Source organism: Sphingobacterium sp. ML3W, from assembly GCF_000747525.1.
Taxonomy (GTDB): domain Bacteria; phylum Bacteroidota; class Bacteroidia; order Sphingobacteriales; family Sphingobacteriaceae; genus Sphingobacterium.
In genome coordinates this window covers 336,425-351,572 of sequence record NZ_CP009278.1, presented here as the reverse complement: position 1 = coordinate 351,572, position 15,148 = coordinate 336,425, and the positions used below count along the sequence as shown (strand labels likewise).

The 15,148-nt window shown below is 37.7% G+C and carries 12 protein-coding genes; 3 read left to right on the top strand and 9 right to left on the bottom strand.

The features are described from left to right. Window positions 1–200: 200 nt before the first annotated feature. From KO02_RS01580 to KO02_RS01570, 3 genes are all read right to left on the bottom strand, one after another. The gene (locus KO02_RS01580; RefSeq protein WP_038695253.1) at window positions 201–2,609 is read right to left on the bottom strand and encodes a TonB-dependent receptor domain-containing protein; all 2,409 of its coding nucleotides are present in this window, start codon (window positions 2,607–2,609) and stop codon (window positions 201–203) included. A gap of 120 nt (window positions 2,610–2,729) precedes the next feature. Beyond that, window positions 2,730–4,400, bottom strand: coding sequence for a PspC domain-containing protein (locus KO02_RS01575; RefSeq protein WP_038695251.1), 1,671 nt, complete (start codon window positions 4,398–4,400; stop codon window positions 2,730–2,732). Window positions 4,401–4,411: 11 nt separating this feature from the next. Next, entirely contained in the window at window positions 4,412–4,765 is a 354-nt protein-coding gene (locus KO02_RS01570) for a PadR family transcriptional regulator (RefSeq protein ID WP_038695249.1), read from the bottom strand. A gap of 181 nt (window positions 4,766–4,946) precedes the next feature. On the opposite strand from KO02_RS01570, the gene KO02_RS01565 reads away from it, so the two are divergent. Next, complete coding sequence (locus KO02_RS01565) at window positions 4,947–5,327, top strand: VanZ family protein (protein ID WP_144243243.1); 381 nt, start codon at window positions 4,947–4,949, stop codon at window positions 5,325–5,327. Between the two features lie 92 nt (window positions 5,328–5,419). Here the strand turns inward: KO02_RS01565 and KO02_RS01560 are convergent, their stop codons facing one another. Beyond that, entirely contained in the window at window positions 5,420–6,118 is a 699-nt protein-coding gene (locus tag KO02_RS01560) for a ComF family protein (RefSeq protein ID WP_051959725.1), read from the bottom strand. A gap of 171 nt (window positions 6,119–6,289) precedes the next feature. After that, the gene (gene rlmN, locus KO02_RS01555) at window positions 6,290–7,354 is read right to left on the bottom strand and encodes a 23S rRNA (adenine(2503)-C(2))-methyltransferase RlmN (protein ID WP_038695247.1); all 1,065 of its coding nucleotides are present in this window, start codon (window positions 7,352–7,354) and stop codon (window positions 6,290–6,292) included. Window positions 7,355–7,677: 323 nt separating this feature from the next. On the opposite strand from rlmN, the gene KO02_RS01550 reads away from it, so the two are divergent. Further along, the gene (locus tag KO02_RS01550) at window positions 7,678–8,169 is read left to right on the top strand and encodes a GNAT family N-acetyltransferase (RefSeq protein ID WP_038701962.1); all 492 of its coding nucleotides are present in this window, start codon (window positions 7,678–7,680) and stop codon (window positions 8,167–8,169) included. 59 nt (window positions 8,170–8,228) lie between these two features. Here the strand turns inward: KO02_RS01550 and KO02_RS01545 are convergent, their stop codons facing one another. From KO02_RS01545 to KO02_RS01530, 4 genes are all read right to left on the bottom strand, one after another. Further along, entirely contained in the window at window positions 8,229–8,810 is a 582-nt protein-coding gene (locus tag KO02_RS01545) for a tRNA-(ms[2]io[6]A)-hydroxylase (RefSeq protein ID WP_038695245.1), read from the bottom strand. 81 nt (window positions 8,811–8,891) lie between these two features. Then, window positions 8,892–9,932 carry an LLM class flavin-dependent oxidoreductase gene (locus KO02_RS01540; protein ID WP_038695243.1) on the bottom strand — a complete coding sequence of 347 codons (1,041 nt, stop codon included), beginning with the start codon at window positions 9,930–9,932 and terminating at the stop codon, window positions 8,892–8,894. Between the two features lie 307 nt (window positions 9,933–10,239). Further along, on the bottom strand, window positions 10,240–10,938 hold the full coding sequence (locus KO02_RS01535) for an AcvB/VirJ family lysyl-phosphatidylglycerol hydrolase (protein WP_051959724.1): 699 nt from the start codon (window positions 10,936–10,938) through the stop codon (window positions 10,240–10,242). Then, window positions 10,931–13,525, bottom strand: coding sequence for a phosphatidylglycerol lysyltransferase domain-containing protein (locus KO02_RS01530; protein WP_038695241.1), 2,595 nt, complete (start codon window positions 13,523–13,525; stop codon window positions 10,931–10,933). The genes KO02_RS01535 and KO02_RS01530 overlap by 8 nt, the downstream gene beginning before the upstream one ends. A gap of 383 nt (window positions 13,526–13,908) precedes the next feature. Between KO02_RS01530 and KO02_RS01525 the strand changes: the two genes are divergently transcribed. After that, window positions 13,909–15,144 carry a glycosyltransferase gene (locus KO02_RS01525; RefSeq protein WP_081918283.1) on the top strand — a complete coding sequence of 412 codons (1,236 nt, stop codon included), beginning with the start codon at window positions 13,909–13,911 and terminating at the stop codon, window positions 15,142–15,144. The last annotated feature ends 4 nt before the right edge of the window (window positions 15,145–15,148 follow it).

The window sequence follows — 15,148 nt, the reverse complement described above, 5'->3', positions numbered from 1 at the left end:
TTTGCCCCTTTTTTTGTTTAAAGTTGTTTAGCTATTGCCACATGTTACTCCTTTCCCATAGGATGACTCTCTACAAACCATAAGTTACAAATACCATTTATCTTCTGCATATTAAAGCGTAAACAGCATGAATAAAAAAAACCGCAAGTACTTTCATACTTACGGCCTACATATTAAATAAACATTGAAACTGCTAATTTTTATTGTGCACGTTGCTTTTCTTCATTATCTGTACTCTTTTTCTTAACTACATTTTTCAAATTCCCAAATTTATAGGTATAGGTCAAACGTGCAACCCTACGATCTTGATGTTGTCTAATCTTCGTATTAAACGATGAGAAATTCGTCGACAGATTCTGGTTACTGGTATTGAAAATATCAGAAACAGCAAGTTTAAGCGAACTTCTTTTATCTTTAAAGTTTTTGGTAATACCAATTTGTGCGTCCCAGCGACTTTCCAATTTATATATATTATAGGTAAACGGAGAGAAATAACGAAGATTCATCTCTGCAGAAACCGACGGCGACAGTTTAAAAGAACTCATCGAGTTTACTTGGAACAGAACACTTGTGTTATTAACGACCGACCCTGCTATTGCCCCATCAAAATTCATATAAACAGCCGTGATATTATTATAAGAAGACCAGAACTTCGCCACTTGAACTGGCAGGCTCAGATTCACAAATGCTGAATTGCTTTTCCCAAGGTTTTCACGTGTCACCCATGTTGTGTTTTTAACCGAATCCTGCCCCATACTTTCAACGATCGCATCAGTCTGTGCATTATAGCCCAACGTGACTGTATACTTCTTATATAGGGTATAATTCAAGTTCAATTCGTTTGCATACTGCGGATTTAGGTACGGATTTCCACGCTCTGAAGTATATTTATCAATAAAATAATCAAAAGGGTTAAGCTGGCGGTAGTTGGGTCTTGTGATTTTTCTCGAATACCCTAAAGAGAAAATATGATTTTCATGTGCATCATAACTCAAATTTGCAGATGGAAACAAATCAAAATAATCTCTTTTTACTTGTTTATTCTCTGTGATCGAGTGTCCATCGGATAGCGTATATTCCCCTCTTAAACCAGCCTTAATACCCCATTTACCGATTTGATTATCATAATCAATGTAACCTGCAGTAATTTGCTCGGTATAAACAAAGTGATTCGATCGATTGACAATATCAGTCCAAGCGCCATCCAGCTGTTCCTCAAATAAGAGGTTATTATCCGACTTTACATTTGAATACTTCACCCCTGTTTCAAGGTTAGAGGTCTTGCTTAGCGGTTGATTATAATCGAGCTTAGCGACATAAATGTCAATACCAATTGGCATTTGACTTCGTAATAATTCTGGATCTCTTATTAATTCGTTATTCAGATCAAACAATCTATTGTCATAATCTGCTTTTTTGCTATTTCTAAATTTACTCCAATCCAAATCCAAGACCAATTTTTTACCGGTCGAATCGATCTTAAACTCATTATTAAAATTAAAAGAATAGCGATTAAATCCTTCCCTGAATTGAGACATTGAGGTCAATGTAGAATCTAGCGTAGTCAGATTTGGTCCGATAAAAGATTTACTATCATTATCGTTAAGCTCTACATTATTACTCCCATTAAACTGCAAAGACATCACATTACGCTCAGATGTCCGCTGTTCCACTCCTACTTTATATGCGTGTGTCCGATCTTTGATATGTAGATTTGATTTCTGATCAAATGCGGTCTCCACACCATTGTTTGCGATAATACGCTCTAAATTAATTCGGTTTATATATCGTTCATCACTATACGAGTAAGACCCAAAATAAGTGGTGTTATTTTTTTTGTAATTAAGGGACAATGCTGTATTACCTCTAAACTTCTCGGCTAATCCAGCAGTAGCAGAAAAATTACCATTAAAACCCTCCATCCGACTCTTCTTCATCACAATATTGATCGTTCCTACAGCACCCTCGGCATCATCCTTAGCACTACGCGACTTGATCACCTCAACAGCCTTAATCTGGTTACCATCGGTACTTTTAAGTAGCGTCGCCAATTGTTCACCAGTCATATAAGTTTGACGACCGTCGATCGTAACTTTAACACCAGACTGCCCCATGAGCTGTAGATTATTATCATTATCCAAGCTAACTCCTGGAGCGCGCTGTACAATATCCAATCCATTATTGCCTGCGGCTAAAGGAGAATTTTCAACATTTAAAATCAGTTTTCCTTGCTTATTCTCAACCAGAGGTCTTTTCCCCTCTACGGTCACTTCAGATAACGTATTTGTACTTGGCGCCAACTGCAGATCAGCCAACACTTGCTTCGTATTACTATAGTTGAAAATAGCCGATCGCTTTACATCGTAACCAATCATTCGTGCTTCGACATAATAAGATCCAGCAGCAATATTTTCAAAAGAATATTGCCCATCTTCCTTTGTAACGGCTGTTTTCAAGATGGTATTATTGGCACTATGAATCAAATAAGTAGTCACTGAACTCATTTGTTCATTTTTTTCATTCACAACCCTACCAGTCACATCAATAGCCGCCCAGAGTAGCTGTGTACTGATTGCAAATAAGACCGTTAGTAATAATTTCGTTTTCATTTTATGGTTTAGGTTTCTTCTATCGAAATAGAAATCTATGATTGATTAGTATACATTTTTAAAATAATGTTACAACTTCAAGAGATTATTTTAAAAATCTGAGTGCTATGCACCCAGATTTTATTTTTTCTTTTCTTTGCTTTCTACAATGACGCCACTTGGAGTAATACTGATGATGGTATCGCGCTTAATCACTGTTGTATCATCCACAACATCTTCTTCATTTTTATCGTCCGTCTCGACCACCTCCGGAAGCGCACATTTCAAACCGAGATTCGTCATGACCCATTCTGTTTCTTTAACATCATTATTTTCATAGCGATTAAAACATTCATAATATGAGATATCAGCATAATTACGTTGCAGATCCCTATTCAATACTACTTTTGCTCCAACAGGGAGATACAGGGTAACATTTACTTTTTGATCTCGATACAACTCTTTTTCACCCAATTTAAAGTGACTATCAAAAACAATATTTACACTATCCTGAACAGCTTTGTAATTGATGGCAGAAGCTCTTTTAGTTGCTAGATTATAATTAGAACCCTTAGCGGCATATTCGTATTTGATATAAGGTGCTTGAGTAGAATCAATGCGTTCAAAACGGATACGGATATCGTCCTGTAGATATTCCGACAAATTGGTGCCTATCTTCAGATTTGAACGGCCCTCATCCCCATTAATTTTAATTACCCTTACATCACGTTCGTTAATACGATATATAGACCTAACCTCCAATGGTTTTTCTTCGACAATTCTACTTTCTTCTTTAAAGTCCTTCGCTACTGAGCCTGCATAATAGACCATAGCTCCCAATGAAATAAGCCATACTAAAAACAAAGAAGTTGTCAGATAATTATTCATCGATCTTCGGTTAAACAAAAGACGTATGATCAGGTAAAACAAACCTGCAAACGGAATCGCAACCGCTAAAAAAGCCGCTGCTAGCGCCCATGGAGCCTGAGTTGGATCAATCAGATTTAAGGGTTCTATCACGCCACGGTCTGTTATCCCTGCAATCCCCAAGCTAAAAAAGATAAGCGCAATCAGCAATGATATCAAGCTTAGACCAATTGTAAAGGCGACAATTAAACCGATTACTTTAGCGAAAAGCTTGATGATTTCTCCAAACGCATTACCTGCCGATGAAACACCTTTATTAAAAGTATTACCGACACCCGAAAAATTCTCTTTTAGGCCACTCAATTCCTCTTCAAAACTTCTTTTAAAATTCTGAATGTTAGGCGACTCTCCACGCATTTCCATACGGTCTGCTCTGGTCACCGCAATCGGCATTACAATCCATAAAATGATGTAAATCAAAAATCCTGAGCCAAAGATTACAAAAAATAAGACAAATAAAAGCCTGATCCATCGTGCCTCAACACCAAAGTAATGCCCTAAACCACTACACACACCACTGATCACTTTATCTTCAGGGTCACGCATCAGCTTTTTACCTGTTCTAAAGCTATTTTCTGTATAATTAGTCTTTTGACCAGTATATTGTTGATCCTCTTCGTTGATTTCAAAATCACTGACACTGCCCATCTGGGCGATTACAGCATTGACATCATCCATATTCAACACTTCTTTAATTCCGAGCTGAATCTTCTCCGTAAACATTTCTGCAATGCGATTTTCAATATCCTCCAAAATCTCTTTGCTATCTTCCGAACTTCCGAAATGCTTTTTAATATCAATCATATAATTGCGCAACACATCATATGCGTCCTCTTCTATATGAAAAACGATACTATTTATATTGATAATTATAGTCTTGTTCATGGTTATATAGGTTATATTGATTTATCGATTTTATTAATTCTATCTGCTAAGGATATCTCCACTGCAAACAGCAGTTCCTTCCACGTCACATCCAAGCGCTCCAGAACCTGAAGCCCTTCTTCCGTAATCTCATAGTACTTACGTGGAGGACCAGATGTTGATTCCTTCCATATATAACTCAGCAAACCGTTATTTTTAAGTCTTGTTAGTAAAGGGTATAATGTACCTTCTACGACCAAGAGCTGCGCTTTCTTCAGTTCGCTGATGATATCTGATGCATAGATCTCCCCTCGGGAAATAATAGAAAGAATACAATATTCAAGTATTCCCTTCCGCATCTGTATTTGTGTATTTTCAGCTATCATAACAATACAAAGATATATGTTTTATTATGTACTATGCAATACACAGTACTATGTTAGTAGCAAAGTATTTCTCAACATGCTGATAATCAGCGCAATAATTTTAATTATCATTTAACGTCAATATTTCACTATTTCTCAAATTTATCCCTATTTTAGCACGAAAATTGATTATAAGGAGAGCATGATAAGATTATTATTAGATTACAAATGGGTAATGCTCTGGGCAGTAATAGTGATTCTACTTTGTTGTATGCCGGGACAAAATTTTGAAAAAGTACCATCTTATCCAGGAATGGATAAACTTGTACACGCAGGGATGTTCTTCGTGTTTTGTACATTAATTTATAATGGCGTATTAATTCAATTCAAAGGTCGTCCATCTCGATGGGTACCCGTCATAGTTGTGAGCATTTTAGGGATCCTATTCGCTTTATTAACAGAAGCTTTACAACTTTATATTTTCACCTACAGAACCGGTGATTGGTGGGATTTATTCGCAGATAGTGTGGGTATTGGAATGTCAGGTTTTGCCTATTTGCTTTTTTACGTAAGACGAAAATAAAACAAGATTTATGGGGATGGACAGTCCCCGCCTTGTAGCTAAAGAATACACATTTTACAACACTACTCTGAAACCTTAGGATATCAATACAGCTAAGCTCTAGCCAAAGTTAAAACAGATATCGTACAACCTGCGGCAATAAGTTGCTCTGCAGCAGCAGTAAGGGTAGCTCCCGTTGTCAACACATCATCCACCAATAGCACACGTTTACCTTTCAAACTATGCCCATCTGCGCATAAAAACACATTCTGGACATTGTCATAGCGTTCTAATCTTGATTTCTTGGTCTGACTTACCGACTCGCCCACCCGTATTAGCCCATGTTCTAAAACCGGTTTCGATAACGCCATTCCAATACCTTTTGCCAAATAAAATGATTGGTTATAGCCTCTTTTCTTAAGCTTTTTTTTATGTAAAGGAATAGGGATGATCACATCCACATTTGTAAAAACCAGGCTTTTAACTAAAGTTTCTCCATACTGTCTTCCAAGGAAATAAGCTAGTTGAGGCCGATTAGCATATTTTATCTGATACAAAATCCGCTCAACACGCGTTTCCTTTTTCAGCAATAACATGGCCGTTGCGTTTTCAAATGGAAATTTCCCCCACAGCTGACGAGCGACTTGATTGTTTAAATCCAAATGAAAGTTCGTAATCGGTAAGTGAAATAAACAGGAAGTACAGAGTTGTTTTTCTTGACGGACTAAGACATGACCGCAACCCGCACAAATTTCAGGAAAAAAAAGTGCTAAAAAGTCCGATAAATACTGGCTAAATTGGTTGTTCATCATGATTATGCCTATACGAACTTAGCTAAATTTGTTTTATTTACAATTAAAATTGTAAATAAAACAAACTGATTCATTAGCAGCTATATTTCATAGGCATTCATGATTGCTTTGCATTATCCTCTTCCATCACGGAATATTCAGTAACAGAAATAGCAGGATAATCACTTATTATTAAGCTTCTTGAGCTTCTTTATCTTTAATCGCTAACTGACCACATGCCGCATCGATGTCTTTTCCACGACTTCTACGCACATTGGTAATGATACCCTGATTTTTTAGATAATTAGCAAAAACCTCAATCTTATCTGCATCAGCATTTACAAAACTCGCTAATGAGATGGGGTTATATTCAATTATATTAACCTTACAAGGAACATGTTTACAGAATCTGGCCAACTCTTTTGCATCTTCTAACTCATCATTAAAATTGTCAAAAACGATGTATTCAAATGTAATTGGGCTTTTAGTCTTCGCGTAAAAATATTTCAATGCATCCGCAAGTGCTTCCAATGAATTTTGCTCATTGATAGGCATGATCTCATTACGCTTTTTATCATTTGCAGCATGTAATGAAAGGGCCAAATTAAACCTGACCTCATCGTCACCTAGCTTCTTGATCATCTTAGCAATACCTGCAGTAGATACTGTAATGCGTTTTGCAGCCATATTCAAACCATCAGGAGAAGTAATTCTTTCTACCGATTTCATCATATTGGCATAATTCAATAGCGGCTCACCCATACCCATATACACGATATTGGTTAATGGTAGATTATATTTTTCTTCTGCTTGTTTTGCAATCAAAACAACCTGGTCATATATCTCATCCGCATTCAAATTCCGTTTACGGTCCATATAGCCTGTCGCACAAAATTTGCAGGTCAAACTACAGCCTACCTGTGAACTTACACATGCTGTCATACGCTCAGGAGCAGGAATCAAAACACCTTCAATGATGTTACCATCGTACAAAGCGAAACTGCTCTTGATTGTTCTATCCGAACTGATCTGCGATTCCTTAACCTTGACTGCACGAATAACAAAATTTTCTTTCAGCTTTTCACGCAAAGGTTTACTGAGGTTACTCATCAAATCAAAATCTATACAAGACTTTACCCAAATCCACTCATAAATTTGCTTTGCACGGAAACCTTGCTCACCCATTTCAGTAAGCTTCTCTTTAATCTGATCTATCGACAGACTACGAATATCAATTATTTTACTTTTCTCAGTCACACGACAAAGGTAAGGTTATTTATATAAAAATCTTATTTTTATAATGTCATAAAAAGCAGAACTATCTGAATCCTAAATTATTACTTCTAGTTATGCTATACCAATTCAGCAAGAAGAAGAGCATAGTACCTCTTTCAGATCCTACTAAATGCATGACAAGTCTACTTAACTAAATGAAAAACAAGATCATGGTCATTTCAGAAAAACCATGTTTACTTAAAAAAACAAGAATAATCTAGCAATAGCCTTCAAAACTTTTCCTAGTTTTGAATCATCATAAGAGATACCGCAACAGCAGTAAAAAAGACATAAAGCACCATCATATGCTACAGATAGAAATACAGCATCTAGAACAAAGGCATTACCCCGATATTGCACGCATCTACCAACAGGCGATCGATGCCGGAAATATCACATTAGCGACAAAGACAAGTACTTGGGAAGAATGGGATAAAGATCATCTGCCCGCGATGCGGTTTGTCGCTATTGAAAACAACGTTGTAATAGGTTGGGTTGCATTATCTCCCGTTTTGCAGCGAACAGGATATCAGGGTGTCACGGAGCTCAGCATTTATATCGATCAACATCATCAAGGCAAAGGACTTGGAAAAATCCTCATGCAACATATCATTGATAGATCTGAGAAAGCTGGTATATGGACGATTATGTCCTTTATTTTTCCTGAGAACGAAAAAAGTATAGCGCTCCATCTAAAATTTGGGTTTCGACTACTGGGCACACAACATCAAGTTGCACAATTAAAGGGCATCTGGATGGACAACTGTATTTTAGAGCGAAGATCAACCTTGATATAACGTAAGATCCCCATTTTCAATACTGAAAATGGGGATCTTACTATTCCAATAGCACGAATCTATCCGTGTATTGCTTCTTTAGTGCCATAAGACTGTATCAGTTCTCCTTCAAAATCCAACCATTCTTTCCAACGCTTGTCCACATCCACATCTGTCGAAAATTGACGTGCAAAATTAAGAAACGTTGTGTAATGATTTGCTTCGGAAACCATTAAGTCATAATAGAACTTCGCTAACTTTTCATCTTTAATATTTAGAGATAATACCCTAAAACGTTCACAACTTCTCGCCTCAATCATTGCGGCAAAGAGTAAACGGTCTATAAAAGCCATATTACGAGAACCATCTTTCTTATTGAATTTCATCAACTGCCCCACGTAATCATCTTTACGCTCCTTACCTAGGGTATAGCCTCTTTCTTTAATAATATCGATGACCATTTGGAAATGTTGCATTTCCTCAATTGCAATCGCTGTCAATTCGTGTACCAACTCTTCATGTTCAGAGTTGTACATAATTAAAGAAATCGCATTTGAAGCTGCCTTTTGCTCACACCAAGCGTGATCAGTCAGTATCTCCTCTAAATTTCCTTCTGCAATATTTGCCCACCTTGGATCCGTTAACAATTTCAATCCTAACATTTTGTCCTCTCTATTTTTAAAACACAAAGTTAAGCATATCCAAGCGATATAAAAATATTCGCAATTAGTTTTGCGATAGCCTTATTCTCCTTTTTTAAGAGCAGCTCTTACTTGCGGAGCGATTTTCGAACCAAAAACCTCAATTGCTTTCATCATATCAAGGTGACTAGGTGCTCCCACATCCATGTGCGCAGAGAAACGTGTCAACCCTAAAGCCTCCTGGATTTTCAAAATCTTATCCACAGCATAATCGGCATCCCCGATAATCAAATGACCATGAGATGAACGTCCAAAATCATACTGGGTCCGTTGATAAGGAGGCCAGCCGCGATCACCACCGATGCGATTCATCTGTGCTGCATAAATAGGGTAATAAGCATCTGCTACCTGCTGCGAATTATCACCAAACAAAGCATGCACATGTACACCAACTTGATAATTGGACATATCATGACCATTATCGGCATACGCCTGTTGATACATTTCGACTAAAGGTTTGAAAGCTTCGAAAGTTCCTCCAATTATGGCAAACATAACGGGCAAACCCAATTTCCCAGCACGGATAACAGATGAGGTGGTGCCACCCACAGCCACCCATATCGGCAATTTGGGTTGAACAGGACGTGGAAATATTTGCTGATTGACTAATGTAGGTCGAAATTTACCCGTCCAGCTAATCGTCTCTTGATTATTCAACTTCACCAATAAATCTAACTTTTCTTCAAACAATGCACCATAATCATTCAGATTATAGCCAAATAAAGGAAATGACTCAATAAAAGATCCTCTTCCCGCCATAATCTCAGCGCGACCATTAGATAAAACATCAACTGTAGAAAAATCCTGATAGAGTTTAACAGGATCTGCAGAACTCAATACAGAGACAGCACTTCCTAATTTTATGTTCTTAGTGACAGAAGCTGCCGCCGCTAATATAATTTCTGGAGCTGAAACAGCATAGTCCGGACGATGATGTTCACCCATTCCAAAAAAGTCAAGGCCTACTTCATCCATCAACTTTACTTGTTCAATAATTTGATGCAATTTTTCTTGCGAAGATTGTATTTGTCCTGTTTTGGGATCAATATGCAAATCGCCAAACATACCTATTCCTAATTCCATATTCTTTTATTTAAATGATATACTACAAACTTATCCATTTTGAACCGCTAAAAAATTGACCTACAACAATAAAAATGTAAAAAGTGTTATTTGTAACCACCATAAACCTACAGCGAACAGACTGAATGGAACAGATCTTATCATAAACACAAGATTCAAATAAATACATAAAAGAATTTGATATGATAGCCTCATTATCCTTTAATCGAAGGAACGAAATCAATAACACAATAGAAAAACCTATTATTATACCGAGTAAAACGCGCTCAATAACACCGAAAATAGCAAGCACCCATTATTAGGCAAATTACTTGAATGAAAAATGCTTTACCGTAGCTTTCACTACATCCGCGGCATTGCCATCAAAATGATGGTTCCCTTTCAAATAAATTGCTTCTAAATTTGGCAAACGAATGTGTTTCATAGGAAAGCTGATTTCATCTTCACCCAGTAAAATGGCAGTTCTCACACCAACCATCTTATTGATCTCTGCTATAACATCCATACTTCTCTTAACACTACTACGCCCAAATAAGTCTGACACATGGATTTCCAGATCAGTAGAAGTCGAGGGTTCTAAGAGAGCAACAGCCTGCAGCCTTTGTTTCCATTCTCCCGTCAATTTATTAACAAGAAAAGGAATGACATCTGCCCCAAAGGAGTAGCCCACAAAATAAACCATTTGATTCTTTCTACCTACCAACAATTTATCAAGGCTACCACTCAATTCCTTCGCAATCTGATCGGGTGATTTTTTATCCCAAAAAAAGCTTTTTGAATTCACCGCACCAACCGTATATCCTTCCCTTCCCAAAAGTTCACAATAACGCGTTGAAAAACTATTGAATCCACCATCTCCACTCAGATAAAGGACAACAGGGCTATGTCCATTATTATTCCAAATCTTAAGTATATTATCGTTCTGCTGTCCCATTACTGTTATTTTGATAAAAAACAAGAGTATAAATAGCCCTAACCGGTTTCCTTTCATGAGTATCTTATTCATTATCTGGCTTCATTACCTTAGACAAAGCTTGCGGCAATTGTAATAAGTCAAAATCATTGCCAAAAATTAAATACTTATTTTCCCAAATAGTCGCATACTTCTCTTTGAAATCTCTCAGACTCTGATAATGTCTGAAAGAACCAACTTTATCTGCGGCAAACTTCATAATTTGTTCGGCAGGGCTCTCCGGAGATTCAATACCACTCATGGGTACCATACCCAAATTGATATATTTCCTACCCTTATTTCGTGCATATTCCGCCAATTTCACAACCAAAGCATCCATACATCCCCCTGGAGCATTTTCTATTTTCCGAATCAGATCATAGGTGCACTCACCCTCTGTAAAATCAGGAATAATATTTAGAAATGATACGACTTTTTGATGTTCATCCTGTACCACGATTACATCTTGTTCAGAAATTGCTACAGGATCAAATTGTCCTTGCGAAAAAACCATTTCCTTTTTATCAAATACACGCAACCATTCATCAGACACCTCTTTCAATTCCGTTATGAACACAGCAGCATGAGGAGCCTGTACAATCCGAGTGGTATACCCCTTTTTTTCTAAACTATTCAAAGCGTTTCGAAGCGATTTTCGATTTTTTCCCTCTAAGGAAAATAAAGAAACATCCATCAATGCCTCCTGTCCAATAATAATTTTACGTTTTCGAAGCGCATTAAAATAGGATAGGCTATCTTCGTCTACACGATAATACACCGACTTAAGCCCCAGAGAAGAGCAATAACCCTCAAATTCGACAATTACTTCTTCTTTATCCTCAATAGCACATACAGGCCCATCTAAAACAATTGCAAAAGCTTGACCGATGCGATAAGCTACAAAGCCGTCTGTTACCCTAGAAAAATACAACTGCTTATCTGCGGCAATTTTAAAATAATCCATCGGTGAACCACCATATAGTTTTAGCAAGCGTTTTGCCCTATCCAACACATTTTGTTCCTTATCCTCTTCATGAATGATCCGCGGACATAAAAACGTGTAAAGTAATAGTATCCATGAGAAAAGGCCCAAAAAATGGGTGATATTCAAAAACTCTTGACCAAACGCTGTATGCGGCCTTAGCTCATCATTAAACAATAAAAAGCTTTGCATGGTGTAGTATAGGGATTGCTCCCATGTAAAATCAACACCAAAGTGCTTTTTATCAATGACATAAAAACAAACAAAACCAAACAAGCAAACTCCAGCCAAGGCAATAAAAAAAGTAGCGAAACCGATTCGCATCCAATTTTTATTGATTTTTATACGATATTGCTTTTGGTTGGTGATCAATAAAATGATGATGAATAAGGATACCAAGGCTTCTTCATAATCCAGTGCTTTTCCAATATGACCCAACAAGGATAAAAAAGAAAAGGTAAGCGCAATCCAGAAAGCAGACCGATATCCTTTAATCAGGTATGCTGCACTCACCATTAGTCCAAGCCCTAAGACCAGAACCATCAACTTCGAAGCATGCATAGCTTCAATCGGTAGATAATATTTCTCAAGCTGCATACGCTCCATCAAAGGAGGGGTAGCCACAGAGATGAGGTTGATGATCCCTAAAAAGAAAATAGCAATTGCAGGTAAAATACGTGCGATAATCTGTCGTCCCCTCCAAATGAAGGAGATGATTCCAAATAGCAAAGGCAGCCAAAATTCAAATGAACGATAGATGATGGTAATACCTAGGCCTTCCTCTTGCGTATAGCCATAAGAAGTCAATATGTACAACATCGTAAACTCTACGGCCCCTAGTCCTCTCAAAAAGGGTGATACCATCATCAATACCACGGTAATGGTATAGGCAACTGCAGCAGCCTCAAACGATACATGCGTCTGGAGCGCATGCATACTAATAAAAGCATGCGCGATACCACAGAGCTCTATACCGGTTGAAATGAGGATCGTGGTCCATAAATAGCCTTTATGAATATGAGCAGAAAATATGTCGTGTATATTGGCTATTAAACTAGGAAATTTGAGTTCCAGCCAACGGTACAGCCCATTTTTTACCCTAATCGACCAAAAGAAAACAAAAGATAAACCGAGCAATAAGCCCAAAACAAGCAGTGATATCCAAGCATTATCAAAATTTTTATGATCAAAGACCGTATACAGAATGATGGGCACCCCAATAATAAAAACGGTCAAAAGCCCTACATAACCATATATCGCTCCCGCCTGATGGATCTTGGTTGAATTGAGCTGTTTCTTTCTTAACTGCGAAGTTGTATACGCCAATGAGCTCACTCCCCCTGCAGGAAGAAAGACACTCAGTAGGTTTCTTTTCAAAAACAATTCAATCGCATCCCATAAATTCAACTTCAATCCAATCGTTCGAAAACTAAAGATGTACATCACCCCCTGCAATAGGATATACAGGAGGGTTACGGCAAGTCCGACGAGTAGCCAATTGAAGTCCGCCGTGGCCAACTGCGGGCCTATTGAAGCTATCTCCTTACGTTCGCTCCTAAAAAAAACAAATGCCAACAACACGATAAAAACAGCTAACAGTTCTTTCCAATATGTTTTAGGGGAGAATTTTTGTATACCGCTTAACAATGATTTCTTCATAGGGATGATGGCCGTTATCTACTATAAATATAAAAAGTATTTACCCACATTAAATAAAGAAATTGTAATCCTTGTTTTAAATCAAAATAAATTACTGCTTTATACCCTAATATCTTTTGACATCTAGCGACATCCCCCCTCTTGGACGTTAAGCAATTATCCTTTGTTATCAATGCCTATTCCCACAGAAACAATTTGGAATTACGCTGCTAACCCAGTATGGAATTATGATTCATCATTAATTTTAAAGTAATGACCTGCTTATTCATTCATGTATTCTTTGTCTTTTATTATTTTTCAAAACGTAAATATTACAATCTAGTAGCCAGTCGATTGAAAATATAATGAAGATATTATTGGGGTTTTTGTGTAAATTTCCATCGATGGAAAAACAAGAAATACTTTTTATCGGTTTAGTATGGCCGGAGCCGAGTTCTTCAGCTGCGGGATTTCGCATGGTCCAATTGCTGAAAAGTTTTCAAAAAAATAACAACACCATCACATTCGCAAGTGCTGCATCCAAATCGCCATACAGTGCCGATTTAAAAGCAATGGGTATAAAAGAAGTGGAAATCAAACTTAACGATGATCAATTCAATGAGTTCGTCCGCGACCTTCATCCTCAAATCGTTGTTTTCGATCGCTTTATGACCGAAGAACAATACAGTTGGCGGGTGGCTCAAGAATGTCCAGATGCTGTACGTATACTCGATACCGAGGATTTACACTTCCTAAGACATGCCCGACAGTCCAATGCTAAAACTGGGGAACAGTTTGATCAGACACTGCTTTACTCCGATATCGCAAAAAGGGAAATAGCCGCAATCTTACGATCGGATATCTCCATCATTATCTCCGAACTTGAGATGCAATTGTTGACCAATCAATTTGCCATCAGCCCCGCTATCCTCTATTATCTACCATTTTTAGAAGAAGAAATTGACCATGCCTGCATCGATTCATGGAAAACCTACGAGGAGCGCGCAGATTTTATGTTTATTGGCAATTTTATTCACGAACCCAATTGGAATACGGTACAATATTTAAAAAAAGAGATCTGGCCCCTGCTTAGGAAACAACTTCCTCAAGCCAAATTAAACATCTATGGAGCTTACCCAAGTCAAAAGGTACTGCAGCTCAATAATCCGAAAGAACGTTTCTTTATACATGGAAGGACGGAAAATGCCCAGACCACAATGGCTGACCATCGCATCCTTTTGGCACCTATCCAATTCGGAGCAGGTGTAAAAGGCAAGTTTATAGACGCCATGCAAACCGGCACACCATCCGTTACAACCAGCATTGGCGCCGAAGCCATGTGTGGCGACTTACCTTGGAACGGTTTTATTGCTAATGAACCGCAGCTATTTATTGAAAAAGCAATCGAACTCTATAACAATAAAACACGCTGGCAAGAAGCGCAAAGTAACGGCATAGCGATCCTAAATCAGCGTTACGCACGTACCAAGTTTGAAGACGATTTTTTAATGAGTATCCGTTTCATCAAAGCACAACTTCAAGCACATCGACAACAGAATTTCATGGGGCAACTCTTGTTACACCACACCCTACAAAGTACTAAATACCTATCCTTGTGGATTGCGGAAAAGAATAAGTAACAGC

Coding starts and splice junctions, on each gene's coding strand:
- KO02_RS01540 (WP_038695243.1), bottom strand. CDS start 9,932: ATGGAATTAGGAATAGGTATGTTTGGCGATTTGCATATTGATCCCAAA.
- KO02_RS01565 (WP_144243243.1), top strand. CDS start 4,947: ATGATAAGATTATTATTAGATTACAAATGGGTAATGCTCTGGGCAGTA.
- KO02_RS01545 (WP_038695245.1), bottom strand. CDS start 8,810: ATGTTAGGATTGAAATTGTTAACGGATCCAAGGTGGGCAAATATTGCA.
- KO02_RS01525 (WP_081918283.1), top strand. CDS start 13,909: ATGGAAAAACAAGAAATACTTTTTATCGGTTTAGTATGGCCGGAGCCG.
- KO02_RS01550 (WP_038701962.1), top strand. CDS start 7,678: ATGCTACAGATAGAAATACAGCATCTAGAACAAAGGCATTACCCCGAT.
- KO02_RS01535 (WP_051959724.1), bottom strand. CDS start 10,938: ATGAATAAGATACTCATGAAAGGAAACCGGTTAGGGCTATTTATACTC.
- KO02_RS01570 (WP_038695249.1), bottom strand. CDS start 4,765: ATGATAGCTGAAAATACACAAATACAGATGCGGAAGGGAATACTTGAA.
- KO02_RS01575 (WP_038695251.1), bottom strand. CDS start 4,400: ATGAACAAGACTATAATTATCAATATAAATAGTATCGTTTTTCATATA.
- KO02_RS01580 (WP_038695253.1), bottom strand. CDS start 2,609: ATGAAAACGAAATTATTACTAACGGTCTTATTTGCAATCAGTACACAG.
- KO02_RS01530 (WP_038695241.1), bottom strand. CDS start 13,525: ATGAAGAAATCATTGTTAAGCGGTATACAAAAATTCTCCCCTAAAACA.
- KO02_RS01560 (WP_051959725.1), bottom strand. CDS start 6,118: ATGATGAACAACCAATTTAGCCAGTATTTATCGGACTTTTTAGCACTT.